General features: G+C 57.6%; 13 protein-coding genes. 9 read left to right on the forward strand and 4 right to left on the reverse strand.

All coding sequences use genetic code 11. From position 1 onward, the window contains the following. Positions 1 to 377: 377 nt before the first annotated feature. The 4 genes from DHN60_RS10745 (at position 378) to DHN60_RS10765 (ending at position 5,454) form a co-directional block, all read left to right on the forward strand. Positions 378 to 2,300, forward strand: a complete 1,923-nt coding sequence (locus DHN60_RS10745) for a DUF3604 domain-containing protein (RefSeq protein WP_108837317.1) — start codon at positions 378 to 380, stop codon at positions 2,298 to 2,300. A gap of 115 nt (positions 2,301 to 2,415) precedes the next feature. After that, positions 2,416 to 3,267, forward strand: coding sequence for a peptidyl-prolyl cis-trans isomerase (locus DHN60_RS10750; protein WP_108837318.1), 852 nt, complete (start codon positions 2,416 to 2,418; stop codon positions 3,265 to 3,267). 29 nt (positions 3,268 to 3,296) lie between these two features. Further along, complete coding sequence (locus tag DHN60_RS10755) at positions 3,297 to 4,253, forward strand: HupE/UreJ family protein (RefSeq protein WP_108837319.1); 957 nt, start codon at positions 3,297 to 3,299, stop codon at positions 4,251 to 4,253. A 595-nt stretch (positions 4,254 to 4,848) separates the two neighbouring features. Beyond that, positions 4,849 to 5,454, forward strand: coding sequence for a methyl-accepting chemotaxis protein (locus DHN60_RS10765; protein ID WP_108837321.1), 606 nt, complete (start codon positions 4,849 to 4,851; stop codon positions 5,452 to 5,454). Positions 5,455 to 5,680: 226 nt separating this feature from the next. On the opposite strand, the gene metG is transcribed toward DHN60_RS10765, so the two are convergent. The 4 genes from metG to DHN60_RS10785 form a co-directional block, all read right to left on the reverse strand. Further along, positions 5,681 to 7,393 (reverse strand): methionine--tRNA ligase, encoded by a 1,713-nt coding sequence (gene metG, locus DHN60_RS10770; protein WP_108837322.1) that lies wholly within the window; start codon positions 7,391 to 7,393, stop codon positions 5,681 to 5,683. Positions 7,394 to 7,464: 71 nt separating this feature from the next. Continuing rightward, positions 7,465 to 8,688: an MFS transporter gene (locus DHN60_RS10775; RefSeq protein ID WP_108837323.1), complete on the reverse strand. Its 1,224-nt coding sequence runs from the start codon at positions 8,686 to 8,688 to the stop codon at positions 7,465 to 7,467. Between the two features lie 62 nt (positions 8,689 to 8,750). Continuing rightward, positions 8,751 to 9,335 (reverse strand): YceI family protein, encoded by a 585-nt coding sequence (locus tag DHN60_RS10780; protein WP_108837324.1) that lies wholly within the window; start codon positions 9,333 to 9,335, stop codon positions 8,751 to 8,753. Positions 9,336 to 9,399: 64 nt separating this feature from the next. Further along, positions 9,400 to 10,041, reverse strand: a complete 642-nt coding sequence (locus tag DHN60_RS10785) for an ImuA family protein (protein WP_108837529.1) — start codon at positions 10,039 to 10,041, stop codon at positions 9,400 to 9,402. A gap of 127 nt (positions 10,042 to 10,168) precedes the next feature. Between DHN60_RS10785 and DHN60_RS10790 the strand changes: the two genes are divergently transcribed. From DHN60_RS10790 to DHN60_RS10810, 5 genes are all read left to right on the forward strand, one after another. After that, positions 10,169 to 11,212 (forward strand): aldo/keto reductase, encoded by a 1,044-nt coding sequence (locus tag DHN60_RS10790; RefSeq protein WP_108837325.1) that lies wholly within the window; start codon positions 10,169 to 10,171, stop codon positions 11,210 to 11,212. Between the two features lie 183 nt (positions 11,213 to 11,395). Beyond that, complete coding sequence (locus DHN60_RS10795) at positions 11,396 to 12,307, forward strand: 3-keto-5-aminohexanoate cleavage protein (RefSeq protein WP_108837530.1); 912 nt, start codon at positions 11,396 to 11,398, stop codon at positions 12,305 to 12,307. A gap of 41 nt (positions 12,308 to 12,348) precedes the next feature. After that, positions 12,349 to 12,834, forward strand: coding sequence for a lipocalin family protein (locus DHN60_RS10800; RefSeq protein ID WP_234423606.1), 486 nt, complete (start codon positions 12,349 to 12,351; stop codon positions 12,832 to 12,834). Continuing rightward, positions 12,831 to 14,303 carry a carnitine 3-dehydrogenase gene (locus tag DHN60_RS10805; protein ID WP_108837327.1) on the forward strand — a complete coding sequence of 491 codons (1,473 nt, stop codon included), beginning with the start codon at positions 12,831 to 12,833 and terminating at the stop codon, positions 14,301 to 14,303. The genes DHN60_RS10800 and DHN60_RS10805 overlap by 4 nt, the downstream gene beginning before the upstream one ends. Further along, complete coding sequence (locus DHN60_RS10810) at positions 14,300 to 15,046, forward strand: SDR family oxidoreductase (protein WP_108837328.1); 747 nt, start codon at positions 14,300 to 14,302, stop codon at positions 15,044 to 15,046. Before DHN60_RS10805 ends, DHN60_RS10810 begins: the two co-directional genes overlap by 4 nt. Positions 15,047 to 15,153: the final 107 nt, after the last annotated feature.

A 15,153-nucleotide genomic window follows, 5' to 3' on the forward strand; every position in this document is an offset into this window, starting at 1 on the left:
TGACATCTGTGTCTATGCGTTCGACACATGCCAGAGGGATGAGTGCGCACATCCCATTTGCCACGCAGTCTGAGGAATTGATTGGGTTTCCAGAAGGGGAATAAGCTCGAAAAAAGGTGGCTAATGATCGATGGAAACTCGATTTGTTTTCGACGCTAATGATCGCGGTCACTTGTCTAAATCGATTAACATGTGCACACTGCTCTCACGTCACTTGAGTTTTCAACTCAGTGAGCGGTTCTATGGTTTGGCGACCGCCCTCGAGAATAACCTTCTGTATAGGCAGTGTTTTCGACTTGTGGCCAGGCCACGGGCGTCTTCTGCCGCTGTTCCAGTGTATGCGTCGCCCACGAATAAAGACACTTGGGGGGGAATCCATGTCAAAATTATCTGTTGCCGCATTGAGTTTTACTATCCTTGCAACAGGAGCGATCGCGGATGGAGTGCCGTCTGAAGAAGCTGCCGAGGGAACATTTCCGGCAAAACCTTTTTCGCCCTACGCAAACAGAACAATACCTGAGCGGCCTCTGTGGGGAGACAGCCATTTGCACACCGGGCTTTCGCTGGACGCCGGCGCGTTTGGCAATACCCTTTTGCCAGACGAAGCATGGCGCTTTGCCAAGGGAGAGCAGGTCATTTCTTCAACAGGCCAACCAGTCAGGTTGTCCAGACCGCTTGATTGGATGGTATTGACAGATCACACCGATCTTATGGGCTTTGCGCCTGACCTGCAGGCTGGCAAACCCTCCGTTTTGGCCGATCCCAAGGGACGGGAATGGTATGAAGGTTACTCAAAAGGTGGTGAAGCAGCTGGTAAATCTGCGTTTGACCTGATCACGAATTTTTCCCAGATGACCCTGCCTGAGTTGTTGCTGGAATCCTACAGCCCCGGAGCTGATGCGTTTGCTTTCACATGGGAACACATTGTGGACGCCGCCGAGCGGCATAACGATCCCGGTACGTTCTCGGCCTTTATTGGCTTTGAATGGACGTCGGTGCCCAAGGGGTTCAACTTGCACCGTAATGTCATGTTGCGCGATGGCGGGGTTCGAGCAAAGCAGGTGGTTCCACCTGTCACGCAACCGCCCTACGGCGATACAAACCCTCACACGCTCTATGACTGGCTTGAAATGTACGAAGAAAAAACCGGCGGACGCGCGGTGGCTTTTTCGCATAACGGCAACCTTTCAAATGGTTGGATGTTTCCAACCGAAGACACTTATCACGGTGGTGAGGTTGATCAGGAATATGTCGATCGCCGTGCAAAGTGGGAGCCGCACTACGAGGTCACTCAGATCAAGGGTGACGGCGAGGCACACCCTGCTCTTAGTCCGGACGATGCATTCGCCGACTATGAAAACTGGGATATCGGCAACCTTGATCTGACCGAGCTCAAAACCGAAGAAATGCTGGCGGGTGAATACGCGCGTGAAGCTCTGAAACAGGGGCTGGCTCTTGAGGCGAAGTTCGGGGTGAACCCATACAAGTTCGGCATGGGCGGCGCGACCGATAGCCATACGTCTCTGGCGACTGCCGAGGAAGAAAATTTCTTTAGCAAATCGGTTAGCGTGGAGCCATCACCGACTCGTATCGAGCATCCCTTTATCAAAAGCGAACTGGGCGAAATTCCAGGCGATATGATAGTGGCATCAGGCTATACCGCTGTGTGGGCTACTGAAAACACACGGGCTGCGATCTTCGATGCATTTAAACGCCGCGAAACCTACGCCACCACCGGCCCACGCATGGGGCTGCGCTTCTTCGGTGGTTGGGACTACACGGATGATGATCTGCGCACGCGCATGCCTGCTCAGAACGGATACGACAAGGGTGTTCCCATGGGTGGCGATTTGCGCCCGCGCGAAGGCGATGCAGCACCAAGCTTTATGATCTATGCGCTGCGCGATCCGATTGGAGCCAATCTGGACCGTATGCAAGTGGTCAAAGGCTGGCTCACACCTGACGGCGAACTGGATGAGAAAGTGTATGACGTGGCATGGTCCGGTGATCGGGTGGCGGACGCGAATGGCGTCGTTCCAGCCGTTGGCAACACGGTCGATCTGGAGACTGCCAGCTGGTCCAACACCATTGGCAGCGCGGAGCTCATGACTGTTTGGACCGATCCTGATTTCGATCCCGAAGCGCGTGCGTTCTATTACGTTCGCGTCCTCGAAATTCCGACACCCCGTTGGATCGTTTATGACAAAGTCCGCTATGGGATCGACCTGCCGGAAGAGGCGCAGCTGACCCATCAGGAACGGGCTTATTCGTCTCCCATCTGGTATACTCCAGCCGAGTAATTTCAGACGGCGGTGGGCGCCTTTTGGCGCCCACCCGTAAGGGGCAACAGACAAGTTGCGTGACATTGCCTAGGGCGTGTCGCGTCATTTGTGTCTGCAAATCCCATGTGTAATATTGAGCAAAATCAAAACAGTGGACACGGACAACATGGGCCCCATTCTACGCGAACCCCTTGTGCATTTTGTGGTGATCGGAGCTTTGCTGTTTGCAGCATTTGGCTATCTCAACCCTGAGCCCGCCGAAGTTCCCAACAAGATTGTCGTAACGACAAGCGATATCGAAGTTCTGGAACAGGCATTTCAAAGCAATTGGCGTCGCCCGCCAAATGACGCTGAACGCGCAGCGATCATTGACGCACACGTCCGTCAGGAGGTCCTGGTCCGCGAAGCCGAGGGGCTTGGACTGGATCGAAACGACGCGATCATCCGCCAAAGACTGCAGCAGAAGATGGATTTTCTGCTGTCCTCCGGAGCAAATGCCGTCGTCCCGACAGATGAAGAGCTTGAGACCTTTCTGAACGAAAATTCGGATCGATACCTGGTGAGTGGAAAGATGGCGTTTGAACAGGTCTATCTGGGGCAAAGGGCTACGGCGGACATTGTCACTGCAACCTTGACCAGCCTGAATGCCGGAACAGATCGCAACACGATTGGCGAGCGGACGCTGTTGCCGGGAGAAGTGCCGCTGAGCACCGACGTTGCCATTGATGGAACGTTTGGCACCAGCTTTGCCGCAGCACTGGCGGGTCAACCAATCGGCACGTGGACCGGACCTGTTCAGTCCGGGTACGGCATACATGTCGTGCGGGTGATTGAGCAGACGCCAGCGCGTCAACCCGCTCTTGCAGAAGTTCGCGACATGTTGGAATCCGAGTGGCGCGCGGAGCGCGCCGTAGAACTCTCTGACGCAATCTATGAAGATCTGCGAGAGCGATACACAATCGAAATCCAGATGTCCGACACATGAAGCGACTCTTTGCATTAGCACTATCAGCAATGCTGTGGGGCAGCCTGGTACAGGCGCATGCCCTTCAGCCCGGGTATCTTGAACTGCGGGCCTTGGACGGCAACACGTGGAGCGTTTTCTGGCGCAAACCAGACGTGCAGGGGCAGCCGATGGCACTTGATGCCATCTTGCCCGACACTTGCGCGCAACGCCGCGGCCCTGAACCGAAGTTCGATGGAGAAGGGTGGTCGACCCGGTGGATCACGTCCTGCTCAGGCGGACTGAGCGGGGGCATCATCTCGATCGAAGGTCTCGAAGAAACCAGCACCGACGTGTTGGTCCGTTACGAACTCGAACCCAAAAAAGGACAGGCATGGCGCCTTGTGCCTACAGCACCGTCCTTTGAAGTGCCTGTGTCGCCTGGGGCGTGGGAGGTTGTGAAAAGCTATACCTTCCTTGGGGCGGAACACATACTCTTCGGCTTTGACCACCTGTTGTTTGTGTTGGCGTTGCTGCTGTTGATACGGGACGTCCGCTTGTTGATCGGCGCGATAACCGCGTTCACGGTGTCCCACAGTCTTACGCTTGGTGCTGCGGCGCTGGGCTGGCTGAACATACCGGGCCCTCCGGTGGAAGCGATCATCGCGCTATCCATCATGTTTGTTGCCTCCGAGATATTCCACCGCGACCCAGACAACCCGCGGCTTTCCGAGCGCGCTCCGTGGCTTGTTTCCTTCGGTTTCGGGCTTATCCACGGATTGGGGTTTGGTGGCGCGCTCAGCGAAATCGGACTGCCCCAAAGTGAGATTGTTCTGGCTTTGCTGGCCTTCAATATTGGGGTCGAGCTTGGTCAAATTGTTTTCATATCCGTTTGCCTTGCTGCATGGGCACTTGTTCGACGGTTGATCAGAACAGACCTTAGCCTGCGTCTTGAAACCCTCGCCGTTTATGGCATTGGAGGTTGGGCAGCCTTCTGGTTCGTTGAACGGATCGCGGGTTTCGTCTAACGCTCCTAACCCACGCCAGAACAGCAATCCGACCACGTTGCAGAGATTGGGTGCGCCTCATTTTTGCGCTGACAGCCCAAGGTCCATCAGCGGTGTCAAATTGCCAAAAGAGGCAATGGAGAGAAGACGGTTGGCACAACAAAGTGCTACAAAAAGGTCCGCCGAGTCCGAGCCATAATGGTCTGGAACAGTCTGCGGTCGCGACGCGCTATTCTGCTCACGGCCACTCTGCCGAAAAGTGAGCGCAGCATGCATTCAAACCAAAAGCTGCAACGTTAATCGGCCGGTAACAGAGGTAGTTTAGCCACGCCACATCCCAAAGGCTGTCCGGAATTGTCTGCAGTTTGGCTCGATAACAGGTGTGGCAATGAATGGCTCCGAACTTTCGACGACTAAATCGTCCAAATTCAACAATACCCTGTTCAAAACGGTTTTGGTCGCTGCGTTGGCGATGCTTTGCGTTGTTGCTAGCAAGTCAATGCTAAGCGGTCAGGGGAGCCGTGGTTTGGTGCTTTCGGCCCAGTCGGATCGCGTCTCGGGTATTACTGAATTGCTGGCTTTGTAGTCTGGCGGCGCCACAAAATCTGGGAACCAGTTGGCAGTATCAAAGTCGATAGAAGGTGGCGAAGCGGGACAGGCAGGGGAGGCCGGACGCGGGTTTGCCGTAGTGGCCACAGAGGTACGTGCATTGGCTCAACGGTCTTCAGATGCGGCGCATGAAATCAATGCACTGATAACCGACAGTGCAGAGCACGTGCGGCAAGGTGTTGACTTGGTTGATCGCACTGGATCTGCACTCGCATCTATCGTTTCGTCTGTATCTGATATCTCTGAACGCGTTGCTGCAATTGCCAGTTCCGCGCGAGAACAGTCCTCAGGCCTCATTGAAATCAACATCGCCGTGAATGAACTGGATCACGTTACACAGCAAAACGCAGTTATGTTTGAGGAAACAACCGCAGCAAGTCACGTACTCTCGTCCGAAGCGGACAAATTGGCGGCGGCGGTTGCCAAGTTTAATCTTGGCGATGCGCATTTGTGCGTCGAACAAAGCTCTATGTCGGGGGGATCGATGCCGGGCCTTGTGACCAAAAGAGGCAAGCCAGCGCAGGTCGCATCGATTGCGGTGGCCGGAAACACGGCTTTGGCAGTGGGTGATCAAAAGGATCCCAAGATCGAAGTGGGTTGGGAAGAGTTTTGACGGTTCTGGACAGATTGCGAAGCGGCAGCCAATGAGAAACCCGCGCGTGCCTTGGAACCTGGAAAACCACGTTAAGAGGCCGGCACCGGCTTTTGCCGGGGAATTTGCTTAATCAGGTTGGGACGGTGAACGCACGGAGGCGCGAGGCCGACTCTGCCCTAAACAGTCGTCCTAGATGCGCATCGCAGCCCATTTTCGCGACAAATTGCCAATGCGCATCTCTTGATTAGGTACGCACGCCCGAAAACTGTTCCTGCCAGTTTTCACGTTGTTCATCGGTGATCTTGGCAAATAGGTTATCCGGAACCGAAAACGCGTGCCCAGGCCGCAGCAGAGACGTTGCACTCTTGGCGTCGACTGGCCAGTTTTGTTCGTCAATCCGCATTGCTTTTTGCAAAGCCTTGGCGGCATCAGGAATGAAGGGCGAAGAAAGAGCGGCATATAGGCTGATCAAGTTCAATCCCAGACGGATTTGCATTGCGGCTTGTGCTTCATCTTCTTTGATGGTCGCCCACGGTGCTGCGGCTTGCAGATATTCATTGCCAGCAACCCAAATTGCGCGCAGTTCTTGCGCCGATTTGCGAACTTCCATTGCGTCCATGAACCCGCAATACCGCGCAATGCGTGCGTTCAGGTCGGTAAGCAGTTCTGTCTCCAGCTGGCCGAATTCGGCGCCTTTGGGCACCGTTTCTCCAAATTTCGTCCGGCAGAACTTGGTCACGCGGCTGACAAAGTTTCCTAGTACGTCGGCGAGGTCCTTGTTCACGCCTTGCTGAAAAAGCTCCCACGTGAATTCAGAATCCGACGTTTCTGGACAGTTGGACAGGAGCCACCAGCGCCAATAATCGCTGGGCAGAATATTCAACGCCTGATCCATGAAAACACCGCGGCCTTGGCTGGTCGAAAACTGACCCCCATCATAGTTCAGGTAATTGAACGACTTGAGGTGGTCGACCATTTTCCAGGGCTCGCCTGACCCAAGAATGGTCGCCGGAAAGCTGAGCGTGTGGAACGGCACGTTGTCCTTGCCCATGAACTGGGTATAGCGCACATCCGCCGCACCCTTGTCTGTACGCCACCAGCGTTCCCAATCTGCACCATCATTGGCATCCGACCACTCGCCAGCACAGGCAATGTACTCGATCGGTGCGTCGAACCAGACATAGAAGACTTTGCCTTCCATCCCCGGCCAGTCATCGTCACCGCGCCGTACCGGGATGCCCCAATCCAGATCGCGTGTGATGCCCCGGTCTTGCAGTCCGTCTCCATCATGCAGCCATTTTTTGGCGATGGAAGTGGTTAGAACCGGCCAGTCCGATTTGCTATCGATCCAGGCATTCAGGTCATCCTTGAGGGCGGACTGGCGCAGGTATAGGTGCTTGGTCTCGCGCACTTCCAGATCGGTTGAACCAGAAATGGCCGAACGTGGATCGATCAAATCGGTCGGATCGAGTTGCTTGGTACAGTTTTCGCACTGATCCCCGCGCGCCTTGTCATACCCGCAATTGGGGCAGGTGCCCTCGATGTAGCGATCAGGCAGATAACGCCCGTCAGCGTTAGAATAAACCTGCTTTTCCGACACTTCACGGATCAGCCCCGCATCTGCCAGCCGCCCCGCAAAATGTTGGGTCAGGGCGTGGTTCTGGGGGGAGGAGGAGCGTCCAAAATGATCAAATGACAGCCCGAAACCATCGGCAATTTTGGCCTGAACGGCGTGCATTTCAGCGCAGTATTCAGCCACCGGTTTGCCCGCCTTGGCTGCGGCCAGTTCTGCCGGCGTGCCATGTTCGTCCGTCGCACACAGGAACAGGACTTCGTTGCCGCGTGCGCGCTGGTAGCGAGCATACAGGTCTGCTGGCAGCTGGCTGCCAATCAGGTTGCCGAGGTGTTTGATCCCGTTGATGTAGGGGATCGCAGAAGTGATCAGGTGACGCTGCATAAACGGGGCCTTTGCATGAGTGCGCCCCGTCTAGCAGTGCGGCGGGGCAGGGAAAAGACCCTGTTGGCGCTCTAGTCCCGTTCGCGACTGCGCCCAAGCAACCGCCCAATCACAAAGGATGTGCGCGGTGCATATACATAGCGTGTCCGCTCGGTTGGTGTGTTTCGCGCGCGCATCCGGGCAAGCCCAACAACGATCAACAACCCATGCCCGACTGAGATCATCGCAAAGAGCGCGGCGGGACCATAGGCATCAATCAGGGCAGATGCTGTAACCGGTGCCGCGATGGCCCCGACAGCGAAATAGAACATGAGCGCCGCTGAAAGCTCCACCCGCTCGGAACTGTCGGCAAAGTCATGGGCGTGGGCGGCGGCCACTGAATAAATCGGGAATGTTGTCAGGCCGAACAATGAGGCAGTCACCATGATCCCGAATGTTCCAAATTCAGAGCCCAAAACCGTGATCCCGCAACTGAGCATCGCTGCGACTGACAGCCAGATCAGTACCCAACGCCGGTCAAACTTGTCCGCTAACCAGCCGACTGGGTATTGGGCCAGCGCCCCGCCCAATACGAAGGCCGCCAGAAACCAGGCGATTTGGGCCGTGCTCAAACCCACCTCTTGCCCATAGATCGGTCCAACCATTCGAAAAGACGCGCTGGAAAGGGCGGCAACGATTACTCCGAAGACCGCGAGGGGCGAGCGTTCAAAGGCAAGCCGGGGTCTGAGGCGTGGGGAGGAAGGTGTTTCCGGTTGCTTTGCTTTCGTCAAAGTGAGTGGCAACAGTGCGGCACAACATACGATTGCGAGGATGTTGTAGCTGACATAGCTGGCTGGCTCGAGGACGCTGATCACAAGCTGTGCGGTCAGCGAAGCCCCCATGTCCACCACGCGATAGACCCCCATGGCTCTCCCGCGTGTTTTGTTGGTGACCTTTGCCTGCAGCCAAGCCTCGATAACGGTGTAACACCCCGCCACGCACATGCCCGAGGCGATCCGCATGACTGCCCAAGCCGTCGGATCGAGAATTAGCATATGTGCAATGAGCGCAATGGCGCCCGATGCCGTGAAGGCGGCAAAGGCGCGAGCGTGACCGACGCTTCCCATCAGGCGCGGGGCCCACCAACACCCTATGAAAAAGCCAAAGAAGTGCGCTGAACCAAGAATCCCGATCTCTTGCGTGCTGAACCCGAGGGCAAATCCGGACAGTGCATCGAGTGGCCCGAGCGAACCAGAACTGAGCTGCAACAGAATGACAGACAGAAACAGGGCCGCGAAAGAAATGAGCATACGCATAAGGCAGCACCTAGCCTGATTGGCCCGTCATCCCTTGCCCATTTCCGACAAAATGGGGCGGTTTATCCTGTTGCTTCGATATTTGCGTCGATTTCGATGGCGACGGTGTCATCAACCAGATCAGCGTACCCAACTGCGTCAAAATCCGCTCGATTTATGCTGCCTTTCAGGATGACCCGCAAAGCACTTAGGTCATCAGCGGCGCTGCCGGGGGCGCGAAACAGTTGGGCATCAAACCGAACCGGTTTGGTCACGCCGCGCAGGGTCAGCATGCCTTCAATCGTTGCCCCTTCCGAGATGCGCCCACGTGCGCCAAGGGTGACTTTGGTCGACTGGAACCGAGCAAGGGGAAAGTCGTCTGCCGCCAGTACACTGCGGGATTTCAAGGCTTCGGTGGCAAAGATGAGACCGGTCTTTGCGCGCCGCACGTCTGCTGTGACGTCGGCGGTCGAGGCCTCGAGGTTGGTGGGGTCAATCTGCAGTTCGGCGCGGTCGATGGGTACCGTGCCTTTTAGGGGCGTGCCTTCTAGTGTGAATGTGTAGGTGATTGTCGAGGCTGCGCCGTTTAGGCGGTAGGGCGTAGGCGCGGCCCAAGTGGGGGCGGCGATGGCGGCAAGCCCAAGGGCGAGGATGTGTCGGCGGTGCATGGGTCGTCTCCTTTGGAGGGATTGATGCAGGGCTAACACCTCAGCGTTGCATTCTATACATCCCTCACGCGGCTTTTATTGCATTTGTGATGCGCGGGAGGGCGGTGCCTTTTTCTCTGGCGACATGCCAGGCGGCTTCGGGTGCGGTGCGTGCCCGCAACCGCCTGAGCGTCCAGGCCCCCGCTGACGCCTTGTGATCCGGGGCCAGATGCCAGCGGCTTTCCACCCCTTGCGCGCCGCCCATGCCCGGCGTCAACAGCAGGCCCAAGGGCGCGCGCCCCCGCATCTTGCCCCCGGTTTCTGCCGCCAGATGCATCCGCCGCACCGCTGTCAGGCCCGGTAGGCCGGGCAGGTCGGCCACAGCAAGAGCCACCGCACCTGTGCGCAGCACTTCCTCCATGCTCCACAACACATCCTCGGCCCGTTTGGGATGTACAAATGTGAGGCGGGCAGGGTCGATAAACGGCATCATCCCGCAGGGGTTTAGCCGGTCTGCGCCCCAATCAGGGGCAATCCAGATCACCGGCCCCGTGGCCTGCGTCGCAAGCCAAAGCGCCAGACGGTGGCGTGCTGGTCCGCACCCCTCATGCACGCGCCCCAGTGCCAATCCATGGCCCAGCCCGTGGTGTTCACTCTGCGGCAGCAGCGCCATGGAGGGCGTATCGCGCGCAGGGCCGCGCTGTAAGAGGGGGTGGGAGACTGGCATAAATCCATCATACATGTTCACTTTATGTTCTCAATGTTCAAATGCCACTTACCCCATTGAAAATTCGCTTGCCCGTAACGGTGTGCCGGTTAGGGTCACCCCAGCCAACGACGTGAAAGGACAAGGCATGGAACGACGTAAACTCGGACGGACCAATATTGAGGTTTCTGCGCTGTGCCTTGGGACGATGACCTGGGGAACCCAGAACACTGTGGACGAGGCGCACGCACAGATCGAACGTGCGCTTGAGGCGGACATCAACTTTCTCGACACAGCCGAAATGTATCCCGTCAACCCGATCAGCGCCGAAACCATTGGACGGACCGAACAGATCATTGGCCTTTGGTTCGAACGTGGCGGTGCTCGCAATGATTGGATCGTTGCGACCAAGCATTCGGGCGAAGGGATGCGCCACGTGCGTGACGGCGCGCCGATCTCGTCCAAGACGATTCGGGAAACGGTGGAGGGATCGCTGCGTCGGTTGCAGACCGACTATATCGACCTTTACCAGTTTCACTGGCCCAATCGCGGCAGCTACATGTTCCGCAAGAATTGGGATTATGACCCGACTGGACCCGACCCCGTCGCGGTACGCCAGGACATGGAAGACTGCCTGGGCGCGCTTCAGGCTGAGGTGGACCGGGGTACGATCCGCGCCTTTGGCTTGTCCAACGAAAGTGCGTGGGGCACGTGCCAGTGGCTTGCCGCGTCAGAGCGGACAGGCGGGCCACGTGTCGCGTCAATGCAGAACGAGTATTCCCTGCTGTGCCGCCTCTATGACACCGACATGGCCGAGATGAGTGTGCATGAAGATGTTGGTTTGCTTGCGTTTTCTCCGCTCGCGGCGGGCCTTTTGACTGGCAAATATCAAGGGGGTGCGGTGCCGGACGGCTCTCGTATGTCGCTGAACAGCGATATGGGTGGGCGCAAGACGGACCGAGTCTTTGCAGCTGTTGACGCCTATCTGGATATCGCAGCGCGCCACGGGCTTGATCCGTCCCAAATGGCCTTGGCATGGTGTATGACGCGTCCCTTCATGTGCTCGGTCATTTTCGGCGCAACGGACATGGATCAGCTTGAGGTTGCCCTTGGAGCCGCCGATGTGACTTTGAGTGATGAGGTGTTGGCCGAAATCACGGCTGCCCAACGCGCCCATCCGATGCCGTATTGAGCGTTTTCTCTGCCCGTTTGGGCGGAGCATTTTCGGCGAGATAAAGTCTTTGAGGTGGGACGGCTCTTGAAGGGGGGCGGCGATCCTTGAAACATCGTTTTTTCTCTGTCGAAAGACGCTTTTGAGGTGGCGTATCCTCGTGTGATCGCGAAAGTGTTCAAAACACGAGAAAGGATGCCACCCATGCCCCTATCTATGAACCGTGAGGTGTTTATTACCTGTGCCGTAACCGGCTCTGGCGGTACGCAGGATCGCAGTCCCCATGTCCCGCGGAGCCCGGCGCAGATCGCCGAAAGCGCGATTGCAGCGGCCAAAGCGGGGGCAGCGGTTGTCCACTGCCACGTGCGCGATCCAGAGACGGGCAAGCCGAGCCGTGATTTGGGGTATTACCGCGAAGTCACTGAACGTATTCGGGAATCCGAAGTCGACATGGTTCTTAACCTGACGGCTGGTATGGGGGGGGATATGGTATTCGGCCCCACGGAAAAACCGATGCCCCCGGTTGAAGGCACGGACATGATTGGTGCTGCCGAGCGGGTGCAGCACGTGGCTGAATGCCTGCCCGAGATTTGCACCCTTGACTGCGGAACAATGAATTTCGCTGAGGCTGATTATGTGATGACCAACACGCCGGGCATGCTGACGGCGATGGGGTCCATGATGACAGATCTCGGGGTCAAGCCCGAGATTGAGGCCTTTGATACGGGTCATTTGTGGTATGCAAAACAACTGGTTAGTGACGGTGTGTTGGACTCTCCGGCGCTGGTGCAATTGTGCATGGGTGTGCCGTGGGGCGCGCCCGATGACCTCAATACCTTTATGGCGATGGTTAACAATGTGCCTGACGATTGGACATTCTCGGCCTTTGGTTTGGGGCGCAATCAGATGGCCTATGTTGCGGCTGCAGTGCTCGCGGGTGGCAACGTCCGCGTCGGGTTGGAAGACAACCTTTGGCTGGGCAAAGGCGAATTGGCACAGAACTGGCAACTTGTTGAACGTGCGGGCACCATCATCGAAAACATGGGGGCGCGGGTAATTGGCCCGCAAGAAGTGCGCGAAAAGCTTGGGTTGGTGAAACGGGCGCCCAAGGGGTGAGGAAGGCGATGCACAGGGCGTGCAAAACCTGTGCACAGACTGTGCACCGATTTGGTGCATATGCCATCCTGTCGCTAACACTGGTTGCGTGCAGCGATGCGGCGCTTTTTGGCTCTGACCCATCGCTGTTGCGCAATCCCACCGTGCCGATCGGTGCAATCACTCGCTTTGACCCGGCCCTTTTTGACGGGCGCTGGGAGGTGGTCGACACGGCTGGTGGCGCGTGGGATTTGCGCAGCTTTGAGGTCGCCAGTGCCAGCACCGAATGGCGCGATACGTCTGCCGGGGCCATCACACAACTGGCACCGGGTATTTTCAAGATCGGCTATGCAAACGGTGCCTCGCGTACCCTCTGGATCGTTTGGATTGACCCCGATCATCAAACAGCAGCCATCGGCGATCCGGACGGGCAGTTCGGCTTTGTCGCGACGCGTCCCGGACGTGTGCGCGCCGATCAGGTTGCGGCGGCCCGTCAGGTGCTGGATTTCAACGGATACAGAACGAAAGACTGGAAAGGGATGCCATGACAACGGCAACAATCATCGGCGGCGGTGTGATCGGGGGCGGTTGGGCTGCCCGGTTCTTGCTTAATGGGTGGAATGTGCGGGTGTTTGATCCCGACCCAGAGGCAGATGCGAAACTTGCCCCTGTCTTGGCGCAGGCGCGCCGGGCATTGCCCAGCCTCACGGATGTGGCCCTACCGCCAGAGGGGGTTTTGACATTTCACAATGATATGGCCGAGGCTGTATCCGGCGTTGACTGGATTCAAGAGAGCGTGCCCGAGCGTCTTGAGATCAAACATGCCGTTTTGGCTTCGGTGCAAGCGCATTGCCCTCCGGATGCAATCATCGGGTCGTCCACCAGTGGTTTTAAACCCTCCGAGTTGCAGCAAGGCGCAGCCCGTCCTGGTCAGATCATGGTCTGCCATCCGTTCAACCCGGTTTACCTGATGCCGCTGATCGAAGTTGTACCGTCGCCCCAGACTGACCTCGCACTTGTCGAAAAGGCCGAAGGGATTTTGCGCACTCTGGGCCACTTTCCGTTGCGGGTGCGCAAGGAAATTGACGCACATATCGCCGACCGTTTTCTTGAGGCCGTATGGCGCGAGGCCCTTTGGTTGGTAAAAGACGGTGTTGCCACGACTGAAGAGATCGATGAAGCGATCCGCATGGGCTTTGGCATTCGCTGGGCGCAGATGGGTTTGTTTGACACCTACCGCACTGCAGGCGGTGAGGCAGGGATGCGTCACTTCATGGCCCAGTTTGGCCCGGCGCTGAAATGGCCGTGGACCAAGCTCATGGATGTGCCTGAGTTCACGGATGAACTGGTTGATTTGATCGCAGGTCAATCCGATGCACAGTCCGGTCATATGAGCATTTCCCAAATGCTGGCTGCGCGTGACGACAATCTGGTTGGCATGATGCGCGCGCTCAAGGCCAACAACTGGGGCGCCGGTGCAGTGATGAACGCCCACGAGGCCGCATTGCGTGAAGGCACCGTATTGGGTGCGCATGCGGACGATCTCGAAGACGTATCGGCCCCGATCCTGACAGTGCGCCGCGCGGTGCCACTCGATTGGACGGACTACAATGGCCACATGAACGAGGCCCGCTATTTGCAGGCCTTTGGGGATGCGACGGACCGGTTCATGGCCCTGATTGGATGTGATGCAGAATACATCGCGACCGGGGGCAGCTACTTTACCGCCGAGACGCATATTCGCCATGTGGACGAGGCTTTGGCGGGTGCCACCATCGAAGTGCGCACGCAAGTATTGGCCGGTGCGGGAAAGAAGCTGCACCTGTTTCACGAGATGTTTGAAGGAGATCGTTTGCTGGCCACGGGCGAGCATTTCCTGCTGCATGTGAGCCTTGAGACCCGCCGTCCGTCCGAGCCGTCACTTGCCATTGTCGTCGCCCTTGACCGCATTGCTGCGGCCCACGCCGACTTGTCCACGCCAGAGGGCGCGGGGCGCGCTGTTGGGCAACGTCCATGAGCCGGGTGCTGATCACTGCCGGAGCTTCGGGCATCGGTCTGGCCATGGCGCGCGCCTTTGCCGATCGTGGTGATGAGGTGTGGGTGACGGATGTGGACGCCGTGGCGCTGGAGGCTTTGCCGAAGGGCATCACCGGGCGTCACTGCGATGCGGTGGATGAGCCCCGGTTGGTCGAGGTTATGGGCGAAGTGGGCGCGTTGGACGTTCTATGTGCAAATGCTGGCATCGCGGGGCCAACGGCCAAGGTCGAGGATGTGGACCTTGCCGATTGGCGCGGGTGCGTTTCCGTCAACCTTGAGGGTGCGTTTCTGGCAGCCAAGCACGCGCTGGGCCCTATGAAAGCGGCGGGGCAAGGGGCAGTCGTCTTTACCTCATCCACTGCCGGGCAATTTGGCTATCCAAACCGCGCGCCCTACAGTGCGGCCAAGTGGGCCATCATTGGATTGATGAAGACAGTTGCCATGGAAGCAGGCCCGTTTGGTGTGCGCGCAAATGCGATTTGTCCCGGCGCTGTTGAGGGGCCGCGCATGGAAGGGGTATTGGCCCGCGAGGCGGCGGCCAAGGGAATGACCCGTGATCAGGTCTATGACGGATATGCCGCTGGAACCTCCATGCGTTCTTTTGTTGAGGCTGAGGATATCGCCCAGATGGTTGTGTTTTTGGCCTCGGATGCGGCGCGTATGGTATCCGGGCAGGTGATTGCCGTGGACGGGCATACGGAGAACCCTGATCCGAAAGTGTGAGCAGGTGTTTTGGCTTGGTGGATGCTCTGTTTGGCTTTGGCAAATGCGCCTCAGCGTCCGCTAGGCGTGCGCGTGACCGGACAGAGTGTCCACGCTTGCGTGGGCGC

This window comes from Tateyamaria sp. Alg231-49 (genome assembly GCF_900143535.1).
GTDB lineage: Bacteria > Pseudomonadota > Alphaproteobacteria > Rhodobacterales > Rhodobacteraceae > Tateyamaria.

Coding starts and splice junctions, on each gene's coding strand:
- DHN60_RS10795 (WP_108837530.1), top strand. CDS start 11,396: ATGCCCCTATCTATGAACCGTGAGGTGTTTATTACCTGTGCCGTAACC.
- DHN60_RS10810 (WP_108837328.1), top strand. CDS start 14,300: ATGAGCCGGGTGCTGATCACTGCCGGAGCTTCGGGCATCGGTCTGGCC.
- DHN60_RS10745 (WP_108837317.1), top strand. CDS start 378: ATGTCAAAATTATCTGTTGCCGCATTGAGTTTTACTATCCTTGCAACA.
- DHN60_RS10805 (WP_108837327.1), top strand. CDS start 12,831: ATGACAACGGCAACAATCATCGGCGGCGGTGTGATCGGGGGCGGTTGG.
- DHN60_RS10775 (WP_108837323.1), bottom strand. CDS start 8,688: ATGCGTATGCTCATTTCTTTCGCGGCCCTGTTTCTGTCTGTCATTCTG.
- metG (WP_108837322.1), bottom strand. CDS start 7,393: ATGCAGCGTCACCTGATCACTTCTGCGATCCCCTACATCAACGGGATC.
- DHN60_RS10785 (WP_108837529.1), bottom strand. CDS start 10,041: ATGCCAGTCTCCCACCCCCTCTTACAGCGCGGCCCTGCGCGCGATACG.
- DHN60_RS10755 (WP_108837319.1), top strand. CDS start 3,297: ATGCTGTGGGGCAGCCTGGTACAGGCGCATGCCCTTCAGCCCGGGTAT.
- DHN60_RS10790 (WP_108837325.1), top strand. CDS start 10,169: ATGGAACGACGTAAACTCGGACGGACCAATATTGAGGTTTCTGCGCTG.
- DHN60_RS10780 (WP_108837324.1), bottom strand. CDS start 9,335: ATGCACCGCCGACACATCCTCGCCCTTGGGCTTGCCGCCATCGCCGCC.